We start from the raw sequence: 15,897 nt of genomic DNA on the forward strand, positions 1-15,897 counted from the left end.
ATTACTTTATTTTTTTTATTATAGTCTCATCCCAACTTTCTAGTATTATTTCAGCCTGTTCGTAGTATCTAATTCTTTTAGTTTTTAAATCTTCTAATAATCTAAAAGCTTCTTGTTTAGACTTGCATTGATTGAACATTGGCCTCACATTAGTTTCAGGTTTCCATACTCTTGAAGCAATATCCTCAATGGGTGGATTTAGGAAAATTGTTTTTCCTGCACTGGCCATAAGTTTTAAATTTTCATTGAAACAAGGAGTACCACCTCCGGTTGATAGAACTAATCCATGATAATTATCTATTAATTTATTAAGATAAAAGCTTTCTAAGTTTCTAAAATGGTCTTCACCCTCGGTTTTAAAAATATTTTTTATGCTCTCTCCTTCATTATTCTCAATTACCTCGTCTAAGTCAAAAAATGAATTTCTAGTTTCACGGGCCCAAATCTTTCCCCAGTGGCTTTTACCACTTCCTGGAAGCCCTAAAAGAAAATATCGCATTAATTATAAGTTTTCTCTGACATCAATTGGGTTAGGTACATCATTAAAATGCCATTTATCTAAAATAGTTCCATCTTTAACTAAAACTAAGCCAGGATTAGACCGAATAATAGTTTTTAAAACTGTAGCATCTGCATAATAGAAATTAGCTTTTAGCCCTCGCAATGCTTTAATTCTGAGTACATCCTCCGCTGAAGAAGAAGTTAATATGATGGGTTCAATACCTGGGCCTAATCTTGATAAAAGATCATTGACTTCTATTAAGCCACCAGTATTAGCATTAGCAATATCATATGCAATTATCAAAAGTTTCTGCCCATTCAAAAGATATTGTGTTTTATCACCTGATTCATCCCACGAAGCAAAATCAGTTATTTTAGGAGTAGAGGCTTCTGGGTTTGTAATTTCATGTCCCACTAGTTTATAGCCCTCTTCCTCAGACATATACTCATAAGACTTGATTTCTTCTCCATCCTTTTCAAAAGTATATTGAAATTTTGGGTTTTCTTTCGCTTTCATAGCATCAGGAATATTAGTCCCAATTTTGTAAGCTCTAAAATCGATAATAGGAAGGTGCTTTACAGAATAGATACATAAAAGTAAGCTAATTGCAGTAACGCAGACTACTATTACATTTTTAGGCCCAAATGTACTTTCTTTTATTTTATCAATATTAAAATATAAGAACCCTATTAGAACTAATAGAATTACATCTTTTGTGAAGGATTGCCAAGGAGTTAAAGTAATGGCATCTCCAAAACATCCGCAGTCTGTTACTTTATTAAAGTATGCCGTATAAAAGGTCAGAAAAGTGAAGAATACAATCATGATGCTTAGCAAATTCATTGTGTATCTTACTCTCCACCTAATCATTAGGGCAATTCCTAATGTTACTTCTAACACATTTAAAACGATTCCTATAACTAAAGCATAAGGCTCAAAAATTGAAAAGAATGAAGCAATATCCCCAGCAAAAACCGCAAAATATTCTTCTAGTTTTATGGCTGTTCCCACAGGGTCTACAACCTTTACTAAACCACTAAATACGAATAAACCTCCAACTATATATCTAACAATATCAATAACTGTTCTCATATTATTTTTTTTCTTTTAATTTGATTAAACAGAAAACGGCATAATTAATCATATCCTGATAATTTGCTTTTACAGGCTCAGATATCAAAGTTTTACCTTGATTATCTTCAATTTGTTTCACTCTATAAAGTTTCATTAAAATGATGTCTGTTATAGAACTGATTCTCATATCACGCCATGCTTCTCCATAATCATGATTTTTATCAAGTAATAATGCTAAGGTCTCGTCAGCCACTGCCTGATATTTGGGCATTAATTCATCTGCAGAAATTTCCAGGGGAGCTTTTTCATCTAAGGATTCTTGAATAATGGCTATTATAGAGTAGTTAATAATTCCGATAAATTCATTTTTTATATCCTCTTCAATTTTTTGAGTACCTTTTTCCTGAATTGATCTTATTCGCTGAGCTTTAATAAATAATTGGTCAGTTATGGAGGGTAATCTTAAAATTCTCCATGCCGTACCGTAATCTTTTGTCTTCTTTTCAAAAACATCTTTACACAGCGCAATAACTTCCTTATATTCGCTCTCGGTTTGGGTCATCAAATAGCGTTTTAATTTAAAATTCTACTTTAAAAATATTTGGAAGCGAAAGATAAAGCATTTTCTCATAAAAAAACACTTCTTGTAAAAGGGAACTTAATGGATTTGTCAGATCCCAAAGTGATGGGGATTTTGAATACTACTCCCGATTCCTTTTATGATGGCGGAAAAAACTTAAAATTGGATCATGCGCTTCACACAGTAGAGAAAATGCTTGATGATGGTTTAGATATTTTGGATGTAGGTGGATATTCGACTAGACCAAACGCTAAAGACGTTGCTGTTGATGAGGAAAAGCAAAGAGTTTTACCTTTAATTGAATCCGTAAACAAGAGATTCCCTGATTTAGTTATTTCAATAGATACTTTTAGATCTGATGTAGCAAAAGAGGCTATTGAATCCGGGGCATCTATAATAAATGATGTTTCTGGAGGTAATTTAGATGATCAAATGTTTCAAAGGGTGGCAGATTTGAATGTCCCCTACATATTGATGCACATGAGAGGAACACCTGCCACAATGCAGAAACTGAATCAATATGATCACCTTATAAAAGATGTAACCTTTGAATTAAGTCAGAAGCTTAATAAACTTCGAAAGTTAGCAATAAATGATGTAATCATTGATCCTGGCTTTGGCTTTGCAAAAAGTCGAGAGCAGAATTATGAAATACTTGATAATTTAACCTATTTTGAAGTATTAGATTGTCCTATTTTAGTTGGAGTATCTCGAAAGTCAATGATTTATAAAACTTTAGAGACTAATGCTGAGAATGCTTTAAACGGGACAACGGCTTTAAATATGGTTGCATTAATGAATGGAGCTAGTATATTAAGGGTTCATGATGTGAAAGAGGCGAAAGAAACGATAAAATTATATAATCAACTGAAAAATTGATATTTGGATTTAACATAGGGTTTTTAGAAGTCAGTTTTGTCGATGTTTTGGATATCGCCTTAGTGAGTTTTCTTTTATTTCAGGTTTATAGCCTGATGAGAGGAAGTGTTGCGGTACGTATTTTTGTAGGCTTCCTATCACTATATTTAATCTATTTGGTTGTTCGTGCAGCAGAAATGGAACTGCTCTCTGCTATTTTAGGACAATTTATGGGGGTTGGGGTGATTGCAGCCATAATCCTTTTCCAGCAAGAAATTAGGAAATTCCTGTTACTCTTAGGGAAAACTACTTCTTTTAATTCCGAAAACGGATTCTTATCTAATTTACCTTGGAAAAAACGTAAAAGAGGGGATGAATTTAATATTACACCTTTGATAGAAGCTTCTAAATCTCTTGGAGGTACTAATACAGGTGCTTTGATTGTATTATCAAAAGGATCAGAATTGAAGTTTTATGCAGAATCAGGTGATTCAATTGATGCTATTGTCTCAAAAAGATTATTAATTTCAATTTTTAATAAAACCAGTCCTTTGCACGATGGGGCTGTAATAATACATAAAGGAAGAATAACTGCAGCAAGATGCGTTTTACCAGTGACAGAGAAAGACGTTCCTGCTCAATTTGGATTAAGACATAAAGCTGCAATTGGAATGTCGGAAGCTACTGATACCATTATTTTGATTGTTTCAGAAGAAACCGGACAATTATCAGTTGCCAGAAACGGTACAATATTCCATAATCTTTCCAACCAAGAAATACGATCTAAAATAAATGAGTACCTATCTGAAGACACTAAGGAAAAATCTAAAGATTCTAAAAATGAATCTTCACCTCAAGAGGTAGTTCAATAGATTTTATAAAATCATTGTAATTGATAATCAATTAGTTATATTTTATTTCAGATAAAATTCAAAAAAGTTTTCAGACAGGGGTTACTTTTTTATTGCGAACAGTATATACCTATACAAACACAAATTTTATTCATACACCTGTTTAACACGAAAAGCCTTCTTTGAAAAAAGAAGGTTTTTCTTTTTTATACCCCACTGCTTTTTGATATTTACATTATGGAATTTATCAAAGTAAATAATCAATATAGAAAGCATATAGCGCTAATAAATCTTAATCGACCAAAAGAATTAAATGCATTAAATCTGCAATTGATGACAGAATTGAAAAATGCATTACAAACTTTAGATGAAGATGACAGCGTTAGAGTAATCATACTAACTGGAAACGAAAAGGCCTTTGCGGCAGGAGCAGATATCAAGCAAATGGCAGGAAAAACTGCAATTGATATGCTCAATGTTGATCAATTCAGTACCTGGGATCAAATTAAAAAAACAAAGAAGCCTTTAATTGCGGCAGTGTCAGGTTTCGCATTAGGCGGTGGTTGTGAATTAGCCATGACTTGCGACATGATAGTAGCATCTGAAACCGCTAAATTTGGTCAGCCAGAGATCAAAATCGGAGTAATGCCAGGAGCTGGAGGAACTCAAAGACTTACTCGTGCTATAGGAAAAGCTAAAGCAATGGAGTTAGTTTTAACAGGTAACTTTATTAGTGCTGAAGAAGCTATGAGTTATGGCTTGGTAAATAAAGTTGTTCCTACTGAGATGTATTTAGAAGCAGCTTCAGATTTAGCAGAACAAATAGCTCAGATGTCTCCAGTAGCCGCAAAATTAGCTAAAGAATCAGTAAATAGAGCCTTTGAAACGCATTTGGATGAAGGCTTACATTTCGAACGTAAAAACTTTTATTTAACATTTGCTTCTGAAGATCAAACGGAAGGTATGAATGCATTTGTTGAAAAAAGAAAGCCTGATTTTAAAGGGAAATAATCCGAATAATGAATTATAATTTTTATCCAGGACCTTCCAAAGTCTATCCTCAAATCGCAACATATTTTCAAGAGGCGATGGATTTGGGTATTTTGGAGAAAAATCATAGATCAGATTCATTCCATGAGCTTTTTGCTTCTACTAAAACCTTATTAAAATCAAAATTAAATATCCCATTAGATTATGAGATTGTAATGGTTTCCTCAGCAACGGAATGCTGGGAAATCATTGCACAATCTTTTGTTAAGAATGCCTCAATGCATCATTATAATGGTGCTTTTGGGGAAAAGTGGTTTAATTATACATCTAAGATTCATCCTTCATCTGAAGGGCAGGAATTTAACATTTCCGAAGTTCCTGAATTTAAAAACCCAACACATTCTCCTGAATTAATTGCTTTAACGCATAACGAAACTTCCAATGGTTATGCAATTCCTGAAAGCTATCAAAAATACATACGGAATCTTTTTCCAGATAGCTTAATAGCTTATGATGCAACGTCTTCTATGGCTGGCTATGACTTAAACTGGGATTTAGGAGATATTTGGTATGCTTCAGTTCAAAAATGTTTTGGCTTGCCCTCGGGAATGGCCATTATGGTTGTAAGCCCAAAAGCAATAGGGGTAGCAAAAGAAATTGGTGATAATAAATTTTATAATTCATTTAATTTCGTTTTAAAAAATGCCCGCAAGAATGAAACGCATTACACTCCTAACATTAGTAACATCTTTCTTTTAAATAGATTGATGCAAAATGTTGAAAATATCAGAGCGATTTATAAGAACTTGATTGAGCGTAAAGAAGTATTTTTCAATCAATTAAATGACATAGATTATTTAACTCCCATTATAACAAATCCTGAATTTCAATCTGATACTGTTTTTTGCCTGTCTACGGATGAAAGTAAACTAAAAAGTATAAAGCAAGTTGCTGATAAAAAGGGTTTTATCTTAGGGAATGGTTATGGGGAATTAAAAGATACAACCCTTAGAATTGCAAATTTCCCAGCTATTCCAAACCAACATTATATTGAATTAATTAATTTCTTTCAGCAAGTATAAATTTTTAGTAAGAAGCTAATTATTTATTGTACTTTTGCGCAAAATTTTTAGACATGCTGAATTTTAAAGAAATTATTTCAGTATCACTTATCCTATTTTCGGTAATTGATATTTTGGGTTCTGTGCCAATTGTTATGGATCTAAGGAAAAAATTAGGTCACATACAGTCGGGTAAAGCTACAATTGTGGCTGGTATTATAATGATTGTATTTCTTTTTTTAGGGGAATCTATTCTTAAATTATTTGGATTAGATGTAGCGTCTTTCGCCATTGCTGGTGCGATTGTAATGTTTTTGATTGGTATGGAAATGGTGCTTGGTATAGTGCTATTTAAGCATGAAGACAGCTCTGCTTCAAGTGCCTCTATTATGCCAATAGCTTTTCCCCTTATAGCAGGAGCAGGTACGATGACTACATTAATATCTTTAAAGGCAGAATATCAAACTTTAAATATCATTATTGGAGTAGTCATTAATTTACTTTTAGTTTTTGTAGTTTTGAAAACTTGTGGATGGTTGGAAAGAAAAATTGGTCAAGCAGGCTTCAGTATTTTAAGAAAGGTGTTTGGTATAATCTTATTAGCTATTTCAATAAAACTATTTAAAAACTTCTTTTAATGATTGTAATACATACAGATGGTTCTGCTTTAGGAAATCCTGGCCCTGGTGGCTATGGTATTGTGCTTCGTTTTGGAGACAAAGTAAAAGAGCTATCTGCTGGTTTTAGAAATACTACTAATAATAGAATGGAATTATTAGCTATTATTGTAGCTATTAAAAGTTTAAAAACTAAAAAATATCCTGTTCATATTTATAGTGATTCCAAATACGTTGTGGATTCCATTACAAAAGGATGGCTGTCTAACTGGGTTAAGAAAGGCTTCAAAGGAAAGAAAAATGTGGACCTATGGAAGCAATATCTTGAAGTAAGCCAAGGCTATGATTTGAAGTTTCACTGGGTGAAAGGACATGCTGGAAATCCTGATAACGAAAGGTGCGATCAACTAGCAGTGTTTAAAGCTGAAAATGGCCCACATGCTATTGATGAAGGATTTGAAAAAAATATATAAGCTTAATTTGATATAAGCTTTTTGATTTCAAGGTGATATGAATAAAATAGGTTTTTTAATAATCAGTATCTTTATTTTAAGCGTTTCTATTTCTAAAGCTCAAAATTATAAAACAGCTGTAGGAGTAAGAGGTGGATTTCCTACCGGTTTAAATGCTAAGTATTTTTTTACTAAAAAGGATGCTGTAGAAGCAATAGTTTCAGCCTATAGAGGAGGTTTTGAAATTACTGCTTTGTATGAAAAACAATCAAATGCTTTTGATATACCATATTTAGAATGGTATTATGGAGGTGGTTTTCATGCAGGTTTTTTTAATGCTGATATTGCACGTCCAGGCTATTATTTCGAAGGCAGAGGAAGAGGATTTACAATAGGCTTAGATGGAGTTATTGGATTGGAATATGTATTCACTAATATTCCTTGGGTGTTGGGGATAGACTTAAAACCAACCTATGATTTTACTCCTAATCCTGGTATTTGGTTTGGAGGCGGAATTTCATTTAGATTTTACTTCTAATTTAACTTACAGTTGTGTCTGAATTTATATTCAAAAAGTTTTCTGTGAAGCAAAAAGACAATGCAGCAAAAATAACCACAGACGCAACCGTTTTTGCAACACAATTAGAAATTCCTGATAAGGTAAATCGTGTATTAGAAATCGGAACTGGTACTGGTGTATTATCATTAATACTCGCTCAGAGATTTGAAAATATACATATTGATGCAATTGATATTAATGAAAAAGCTTCCAATGAGGCTAGCTATAATTTTGATAATTCAGTTTGGCATGAAAGGCTAAATGCTATAAATGTAGACTTTAGGCAATATAATATTGGTTCAAAATATGACTTAATATTTACTAATCCTCCTTTTTTCAATAACCATCTACAGTCCAAGTTAAATCAAGCTAAAAATACAGCATATCATACTGACCAATTATCTTTTCAGGATTTAGCAAAAGGAATAGAATTGAATATAGCTGATGGGGGAGAGCTTCATATTATGCTTCCGGAATTTGAAATGAAGCTCTTTGAAATGGAAATCAATAAATTAGGATTTAACTGTTTTAAAAGTATTTGCTTAATGCATAAGCCTAATTCGAAGACAATTAGGTTATTTAAATCTTTTAAAAGAGAAGAGATTAGTACAAAAATCCAAAATGGGAAGATATATATAAGGGATGAAAATAATAATTTCCACCCCTTTTATATATCACTAATGAAAGATTTCTTAACTATATTTTAGTCTTCAATCTCAATTATATTTTCATTGAATTGTACACCCATTGTATTCAATTCTTTTAAAATGGGTTCGTAAATTTCTTTCTTTGTTGGGATTTGAACACCTCTTAGATTGATGTTATGATTAAGAATGTTTTTGATAGCAATTCCCATTGGCCAACCAACAGTTTTCGACATAGCGGTTTCTAACTGATCATCTCCTTTTGAAACTATTGATGAGTCCAGTCTATATTTCTTGCCATCAAGTTCGTATTCAAACTGATGCTGCATAACAATCATGTCTTTGTCCTCAGGCTCTAAACTCATCTTTGCTTCCATAATAGCTTGCATCACTTGTGCAGGACTTCCTTCCATAATGGGTACTTTCTTGTCTTCGAAAATGCCTAACCACTTAAGTTTTTTAAAGGTTTCAGAGTTCATTTCTAAACCTAAATAATCACATAGTTTTTCTTCTATAGGCTTAACTTTATCATAGGGTAAGAAAGCATTAAAGAAATCACGAATTGTCATCTCATCAAGGGCCTCCATTTTGTAAGTGTCATCTGTTACCCCTAATTGCACAAATACATCCCAAGCATCGCAGAATCCTGCTTTTCTGAATGTCCCTCTAATAAGAGTAGGGATTTCTTCAATACCATAGACTTTTCTATATTTAAGTGAGTTTCTATTCGGATAGCCTTCAAAATCTCCTAATCCATTTACTTCAATCTTTTCATATCGGCTAAATAATTTATGGTAGGGTATGTATTTGTATTTCCCATTTCTTATAAACTGCGCTGTTCCCTGTCCTGCTAATACCACATTTCGAGGATTCCATGAGAATTTATAGTGCCATGGATTATTATCGCTTTCTGGCGCTACTAATCCTCCTGTATAGGATTTAAAAGAAGTTAATTTCGCGCCTTGCTCATGAATTTTGTCCATTGCTTCCATTGCAGTCATATGATCGATACCCGGATCTAAACCACATTCCATCAGAATGAGAATGTTTTTACTTTTTGCAATGTCAGATAAATCTTCAATATCCTGACTATTATAAGAAGCTGTTACCATATGTTTTCCAGAATCAACACAAGCAGTAGCTACTTTTGGGTGAAATCTTGCAGGCAACATAGAAATAACTAAATCAGCTTTAGCGATTTCATCCTGAGTTTGTATTTCATTTAATATATCGAATTGGATAAAAGAGGTATTCGGATGATTTCCGGCTTTTTCCTCAGCTAGTTTGATATCAAAATCTCCTATTTTAATATGCCAATTTTCTTTTTCAGCATTAGATTTTAAATAATTGATAAGTGAAGTTGCAGAGCGACCCGCCCCTAAAAGTAAGATGTTTTGCATAGTTTTTTTAGTTTCCACAACGACAAAGTTATTAATATGAAAAGCACAAAAAACTCAGATGAGTAAAAAATATTGAAATATGTTATTTCCATAACAATTTGTAAGAACAATGCTTAATTATTGCAGATATAATTAATTAATCTTAATATTAAATGACATTTTATTATTTTTAAGCTAATCGAAGTATTGACTAGATTTTCAAAGAAATTAATATAAAATCATACATCTAGCATATTTTTTAAGATGATTTTTATTAATTGGGATGAGATATAGTTTTAAAGTAGAATTGATGTAATTCAAATGAATAGACAGGATATAGAAATATCGGATTTGAGGCGCATAACTGAGTTGGTGAAAGAACAGTACAGATATGATTTCACCAATTATGCCATGTCCTCATTTCGAAGAAGGATACTCAGAATTATGGAGCTCTATAAATTTGGGTCTGCAGATTTGTTAATCAAAAGACTAAAAGATGATAGATCCTTTTTCGATGAATTTATTGCTGAGATCACAGTAAATGTGACTGAGATGTTCCGAGATCCTCCATTTTGGAGAGAATTACGTGATAACGTAATTCCCAATATACTATTAAATCATAACACTATTAGTATATGGCACGCTGGCTGCTCCTCTGGTGAAGAAGTTTTTTCTATGGCCATTTTACTAAAGGAAATGGGTATTTTACATAAAGCAAAAATTATTGCAACCGATATTGATAAAGTAATACTGGAAAAAGCTAAAAAAGGTCATTACTCCATGAAAAATATGGAGCTAAATGAAAAAAACTATATCCGATTCGAAGGGAAGAATAATTTCAAAGATTATTTCAAGGAAGAAAACGGTAAAGCCGTAATGGATAAATCACTTATAGAAAATGTATCTTTTAGGGAACATGATTTAGTTCAAGGTGTGGTTTTCAATAAATTTGACTTAATTCTTTGTAGAAATGTGATGATTTACTTCAATCAAAACCTGCAAAATGAAGTATTAAAGAAACATCATGAAAGCTTATTTAAATATGGCTATTTGGTCATTGGCTCTAAAGAATCTTTAATATGGTGTGAAATTGCCAATAAGTTTATCGTAGTTAATAACGAAGAAAAAATTTATAAGAAAATTAAAGACTGAGGTCTGTACAAAAAAGTACTCAATGGCTCGATTTAATCTCGATAATAAATATAAGGCTATAGTAATCGGTGGATCTGCAGGTAGTTTTCAAGGGATAACTCAAATACTATCTTCAATTCCTGCTGATTTCAGCTTACCTATTATCCTATGTTTGCACAGACTAAAACATGTGCGAAATGGGTTTGTTGAGGCATTATCTATTAAAAGTATTAAGCCAGTTGTTGAGCCATATGATAAGGAAAACATTAAAAGAGGGAAGGTATATTTAGCACCGGCTAACTATCACTTATCCGTTGAGTTAGGAAACTCTTTTGCTTTATCGACCGAAGAAATGTTTAATAATTCAAGACCTGCAATTGATATTACTTTAGAGACTGCAGCCTATAATTATAGAGATAAATTAATCGGTATTTTGCTATCTGGAGCAAATAAAGATGGAGCTTTAGGAATGAAAAGAATAAAAGACCGAAAAGGTTTGACCATTATCCAAGATCCTGAAGAATGTATGATTGATACTATGCCAACAGCAGCAAAAAAGATTACAGAAATAGATTATGTTTTAAAAGTCCAAGAGATCGTTCAATTCCTTAAAGAATTGGACAAAATGTATAAATGATTTTTAATTTATTGCCTTAAAAGCAATACAATTATATATATTTGGTAATGTTTGTTTTTTAACAAACGTAATTTATTTAGAATTCAACAATTTGAAAAAGTTGATTGTAAGATGTAGTTACTTTCTGATGATAGTTTAATAATTAGATTTCAGAAAATAATGTTACATTTTCATTAACAGAGTTGTGATTATATGAAAGCATTATATAGAAATTTAGCGCTTATTACTTCTTTACTTTTTACCCTGAGCATCATAGGGTTAGCTTACTATCTGTTTATTTTTCCTGAAAGAATAGCAAATGTTACGCATTTAATCAGTTTAGATGAGGTATCAGAAATGAAGCCAATACTGAATGAGTTGTATTTATTTGCTGGTGTTTCAGTTTTACTGGGATTTTTAGCTATTTTACTTCACTTATTCAATAAAAGCTCTGATAATGACAATAATGTAGTCTACATTGAGAAATTTAAAGAGAAGAAGGAAAACAAGAAGAATGAGCAATCACAAGATGATGATTCCAATATTGATGATGATTTAAAAGAAATCAATGCTACCCTCAAGAAGATTTCTGATGTTAAAGCCAAAGCCGAAAAGCTATTATCTCATTTAGCAGATGAATTGGAAGCGAGTCAAGCGGCCATTTATTTAGCAGATAAACTGGATGGTAAAAATGTAATCAAATTATTTGCTGCATATGCTTTCGTGTTACCTGAAAGTCAAACAGTATCATACGAATTTGGTGAAGGCCTTGCAGGTCAAGTAGCTAAAGAACAAAAATTAATTAATATTACAGATATTCCGAAAGGCTACATCAAGATATTATCTGGTTTGGGAGAATCTAATCCTGCTCATCTTATTTTATGTCCTATCATGAAGGATGATAAATTATTAGGTGTTGCTGAAATAGCTTCTTTCAAAGCTTTTAACAATACTCAAGAAGTTTTAGTGGAAAGATCTTTAGCATTGCTTGCAAATGATTTAGATAAAGCTAAACCAAAAGAAACAGAGGAAAAATAATTCATTTTTTAGTATCAAAGAATTCAATATGTTTAAAAACATAAAAATCGGGACTAAAATTACTGCAATTCTACTTTTTGTGGTATTAGTGAGTGTTATCACGGTTAGTTTTATTACCTATAACATGAATCGAGATTCAATCGAAAAATTGAATTTTGATAAATTAATGTCTCATACTAATCAGAAGGCTGATAAGATTGATAATATATTTGAAGGGATTCAAAATAATGCCAATCACATATCAGGTTTGATTTCAATTCAAAGCGGGGTTAGAAAATATCAGGAAGAAGACACAACCTTAAATGTTGATAGCCTTCAATCAGCAATATTATATGAAATAGAAACTGATATCAGATCATTTGTTGAAAATTACTCTATTGATGCAGTAATGATTACTGATTTAAGTGGTGATATTATTTTCAATTCTAATAACTCTATTGAACAACTTAATACAGGTTCAAACATTAAGGATTTAAATGAATCATTCTACAAACTAGCTATTAATTCAGCTACTTTTAATACTCCTGAAAATTTCGGTGATACAGAGTATGTTTTATATGGTATGCCATTAATTGATGATTATAATAGTCCTGCAGGATTATTAATAATGGCAAAGAAAATGGAATCCATTTATGAAATAGTGAATTCTAATCAAACCAATTTCAAATCATTTGAGAGCATCCTAACTGCTCAAGAAGATAACAAAGCGCTTTATTTATCTAAACTAAAGCATAAAAATGACAGTTTAGCTCCATCATTTGTAATGCTAAAGGATAATAATTCTGTTGGAGTTCAAAAGGCAGCACTGGGTCAGAAAGGATATTCGAAAGATGTTAATTATATGGATGAGGATGTCCTTTCTGCCTGGACTTCAATTCCAACAGTGGGGTGGGGGATTTCATCCTTTATTACGCAGGAGGAGGTCAATAAGCAATTATCTGGCTTAATAAGCAAATTTGTATATACTGGAATTATCATTCTCATATTATCACTTATTATTTCAGTTATTTTCTCAAGAGTTTTATTAAACCCTATTTTATCATTAAAAGAAACTTTAAAACTATTAGGAAAAGGTATACTTCCGAATAATGTACCTAAAAATTCAGATGATGAAATTGGTGAAATGGCTACCATTTTAGATGGTTATGTTTCATCATTAAAGAATACTGCAAATTTTGCAAAGCAAATTGGAGAAGGTGATTTTAAAGCTGACTTCAAACCTATATCTGAGGAAGATACATTAGGTAATTCATTAATTAACATGCGTAACTCTATTCAGGAAGCTGAAATTAGAGATAAGGAACGTAACTGGATTGTTACCGGTGTTGCTGAAATTGGCGAAATCCTAAGAAGTAATGATGATTTAGAGCAGCTTGGTGACGAAATTTTGATGTATGTTACTAAGAAGATTGATGCTATTCAAGGTGCATTTTATGTGCTTAATGATGATGATTCAGATAATCATTTCCTTGAAATGAAATCAAGCTACGCTTACAATAAAAAGAAATATCTAAAGGCTCAATTCAAATTTGCCGAAGGACTTGTAGGGCAATCAGCTATTGAACAAGATACATTATTAAGAACTGAAATTCCTTATGACTATATAAGTGTTACTTCAGGTTTGCTAGGGGATAAAAGACCAAGCTGTATACTAATTGTACCATTAATTACAGATGAAAAAGTATATGGTGTTTTAGAATTTGCTGGATTCCATAGATTCGATTCTAGTCAAATAAAGTTTGTTGAAGAAATTAGTTTGATTATTGCCAGAACGGTATTCAACATAAAAGTAAATGAAAGAACGCGTAAATTATTGGCTGAGTCTCAAACCATGAGTCAGGAGCTTCAAGAACAACAAGAAGTTTTAAGACAAAACGCAGAAGAGATGGAAGCTACTCAAGAAGAGTTGAAGCGTACTAACCAAAGGTTAGAGGATCAGATCGAAGAGGTAAATAGAACTCAGAAACGTATGCAGTTGCTTCTTGAAAATGCTTCTGAGGTTATTACAATTTATGAAAAGGACGGTACGGTTCGATATATTTCTCCTTCAGTAGAGAAGATTTTAGGATACAAACAGGAAGATATTATCGATACCACGGAGCTTGATAAAGTTCATCCAGATTCTAAAGATGAAGTACATCAGCAATTCTTGCATTTGGTTGATAATCCTGATGAATCAATCACTATGCAGCATCAGTATTTAAACAGTGATAATGAATATGTATGGGTAGAGGTTACAGGAACTAATCAATTAGAAGACCCTGCCATCCAAGGTATTATATTCAATACCAGAGATATTACTGAAAGAAGAAGGGCTGAGCAGGAAGAGCGCATGAGAAGTAAAATGCAGGCGCTTTCTGAAAACTCAATAGATTTAATTACCAGAATTGATAATGAAGGTAAGTTCTTCTATGTGAACCCGATGATTGAACGTTATACAGGTAAAAGGCCTGATGAAGTAATTCAAAAGGGATTGCATGAAGCTGATATTGAGCCGAAAATCGTTGAGGCTTGGGCTGAATTACTAAATAGAGTTAGAGAAGAAAACGAAAAAGTAACTGAAGAGGTAGATTTCCCTTCTGAAATGGGAGATAGGGTCATGCAGGTAAATGCTATTCCTGAATATGACGAAGAGAAAGTATTAGAGTCTGTATTAGTAGTTTCTCATGATATTACAGATCGTAAAGCCATTGAATTAGAAATTGCTTCTAAGAATAAAAAGATTACGGAATCTATCAATTATGCGAAGAGGATTCAAGGTGCAATCTTGCCTAACAATCAAGTGATTAGACAACAGCTACCTGATTCATTTATCCTGTATAAAGCTAAGGATGTGGTAAGTGGTGACTTCCCATGGTACATAGAGGTAGATGATGTAATTTACATAGCAGCTGTGGATTGTACAGGACACGGTGTGCCGGGTGCCTTAATATCATTAATTGGATACTTCTTGTTAAATGATATTGTTCGCTCTCAAAAAATCACTGATCCTGGTGTGATTTTAGATAAGTTAGATGCAGGAGTTACATCAACTTTAAGACAGGATAGAGATGATTCCACTACAAAAGATGGTATGGATATCGCATTCTGTAAAATAGATAAGAAGAAAAATCAAATTGAATACTCCGGAGCTCATAGGCCTTTATATTATTTACATGCCAATGGTGAGTTAGATGAAATTAAAGGTAATAAATTCCCAATTGGTGGTGGTATTTATCGTAACCAAACCAATTTTGATAATCATAAGATTAAGTATAAAACAGGAGATTCAATTTATTTCTGTTCAGATGGATTCCCAGATCAATTTGGTGGGCCACAAAATAGAAAATTTGGACCTAAGCGTTTGAGAAAGACTATAGTCGATAATCATGGTAAAAACATGGATGAAATGCATGTAATATTTGATGAAGCTTGGGAAAACTGGAAAGCTGATTATAAACAGACAGATGATGTGTTGTTAATCGGTATTAGATTTTAACTAGTAAAAGTTTAATTATTAATAAAATTATTTAATTTAAGGCTTGAAATAAATTTAGCTGTTATTT

Annotated in this window: 16 protein-coding genes; 12 read left to right on the forward strand and 4 right to left on the reverse strand. The window is 32.3% G+C overall.

Annotated elements, in window-relative coordinates:
* Position 1 precedes the first annotated feature (1 nt).
* From QYS48_RS12240 to QYS48_RS12250, 3 genes are read right to left on the reverse strand one after another with little or no spacing between them, the layout of a single operon-like run.
* On the reverse strand, positions 2-499 hold the full coding sequence (locus QYS48_RS12240; protein WP_308356149.1) for a shikimate kinase: 498 nt from the start codon (positions 497-499) through the stop codon (positions 2-4).
* Between the two features lie 3 nt (positions 500-502).
* Positions 503-1,594, reverse strand: a complete 1,092-nt coding sequence (locus QYS48_RS12245) for a BT_3928 family protein (RefSeq protein ID WP_308356150.1) — start codon at positions 1,592-1,594, stop codon at positions 503-505.
* A 1-nt stretch (position 1,595) separates the two neighbouring features.
* Complete coding sequence (locus QYS48_RS12250; protein WP_308356151.1) at positions 1,596-2,141, reverse strand: DUF1599 domain-containing protein; 546 nt, start codon at positions 2,139-2,141, stop codon at positions 1,596-1,598.
* Between the two features lie 36 nt (positions 2,142-2,177).
* Here QYS48_RS12250 and folP point away from each other — a divergent pair, with 36 nt between their 5' ends.
* From folP to QYS48_RS12290, 8 genes are all read left to right on the forward strand, one after another.
* Positions 2,178-3,035 (forward strand): dihydropteroate synthase, encoded by an 858-nt coding sequence (gene folP, locus QYS48_RS12255; protein WP_308356152.1) that lies wholly within the window; start codon positions 2,178-2,180, stop codon positions 3,033-3,035.
* A complete protein-coding gene (cdaA, locus tag QYS48_RS12260) occupies positions 3,032-3,886 on the forward strand; it encodes a diadenylate cyclase CdaA (RefSeq protein WP_308356153.1) in 855 nt (284 codons plus the stop codon). The genes folP and cdaA overlap by 4 nt, the downstream gene beginning before the upstream one ends.
* Before the next feature lie 216 nt (positions 3,887-4,102).
* Positions 4,103-4,876, forward strand: a complete 774-nt coding sequence (locus QYS48_RS12265; protein ID WP_308356154.1) for an enoyl-CoA hydratase-related protein — start codon at positions 4,103-4,105, stop codon at positions 4,874-4,876.
* 8 nt (positions 4,877-4,884) lie between these two features.
* Positions 4,885-5,937 (forward strand): aminotransferase class V-fold PLP-dependent enzyme, encoded by a 1,053-nt coding sequence (locus QYS48_RS12270; protein ID WP_302101508.1) that lies wholly within the window; start codon positions 4,885-4,887, stop codon positions 5,935-5,937.
* A 53-nt stretch (positions 5,938-5,990) separates the two neighbouring features.
* Positions 5,991-6,554 (forward strand): MarC family protein, encoded by a 564-nt coding sequence (locus tag QYS48_RS12275; protein ID WP_302101507.1) that lies wholly within the window; start codon positions 5,991-5,993, stop codon positions 6,552-6,554.
* Entirely contained in the window at positions 6,554-7,006 is a 453-nt protein-coding gene (rnhA, locus tag QYS48_RS12280; protein ID WP_302101506.1) for a ribonuclease HI, read from the forward strand. Before QYS48_RS12275 ends, rnhA begins: the two co-directional genes overlap by 1 nt.
* 37 nt (positions 7,007-7,043) lie before the next feature.
* Positions 7,044-7,523: a hypothetical protein gene (locus tag QYS48_RS12285; protein ID WP_302101505.1), complete on the forward strand. Its 480-nt coding sequence runs from the start codon at positions 7,044-7,046 to the stop codon at positions 7,521-7,523.
* Between the two features lie 44 nt (positions 7,524-7,567).
* Positions 7,568-8,251, forward strand: a complete 684-nt coding sequence (locus QYS48_RS12290) for a methyltransferase (RefSeq protein ID WP_308356156.1) — start codon at positions 7,568-7,570, stop codon at positions 8,249-8,251.
* On the opposite strand, the gene QYS48_RS12295 is transcribed toward QYS48_RS12290, so the two are convergent.
* Entirely contained in the window at positions 8,248-9,606 is a 1,359-nt protein-coding gene (locus tag QYS48_RS12295) for a saccharopine dehydrogenase C-terminal domain-containing protein (RefSeq protein ID WP_308356157.1), read from the reverse strand. The genes QYS48_RS12290 and QYS48_RS12295 overlap by 4 nt on opposite strands.
* A 282-nt stretch (positions 9,607-9,888) precedes the next feature.
* Between QYS48_RS12295 and QYS48_RS12300 the strand changes: the two genes are divergently transcribed.
* From QYS48_RS12300 to QYS48_RS12315, 4 genes are all read left to right on the forward strand, one after another.
* Positions 9,889-10,719, forward strand: coding sequence for a protein-glutamate O-methyltransferase CheR (locus tag QYS48_RS12300; protein WP_308356158.1), 831 nt, complete (start codon positions 9,889-9,891; stop codon positions 10,717-10,719).
* Between the two features lie 22 nt (positions 10,720-10,741).
* A complete protein-coding gene (locus QYS48_RS12305; RefSeq protein WP_308356160.1) occupies positions 10,742-11,335 on the forward strand; it encodes a chemotaxis protein CheB in 594 nt (197 codons plus the stop codon).
* A 192-nt stretch (positions 11,336-11,527) separates the two neighbouring features.
* Positions 11,528-12,352, forward strand: coding sequence for a GAF domain-containing protein (locus QYS48_RS12310; protein WP_308356161.1), 825 nt, complete (start codon positions 11,528-11,530; stop codon positions 12,350-12,352).
* A 28-nt stretch (positions 12,353-12,380) separates the two neighbouring features.
* Positions 12,381-15,830 (forward strand): PAS domain S-box protein, encoded by a 3,450-nt coding sequence (locus tag QYS48_RS12315; protein ID WP_308356162.1) that lies wholly within the window; start codon positions 12,381-12,383, stop codon positions 15,828-15,830.
* Positions 15,831-15,897 lie beyond the last annotated feature (67 nt).

Origin of the sequence: Marivirga arenosa, assembly GCF_030503895.2 — a bacterium.
Taxonomy (GTDB): domain Bacteria; phylum Bacteroidota; class Bacteroidia; order Cytophagales; family Cyclobacteriaceae; genus Marivirga; species Marivirga arenosa.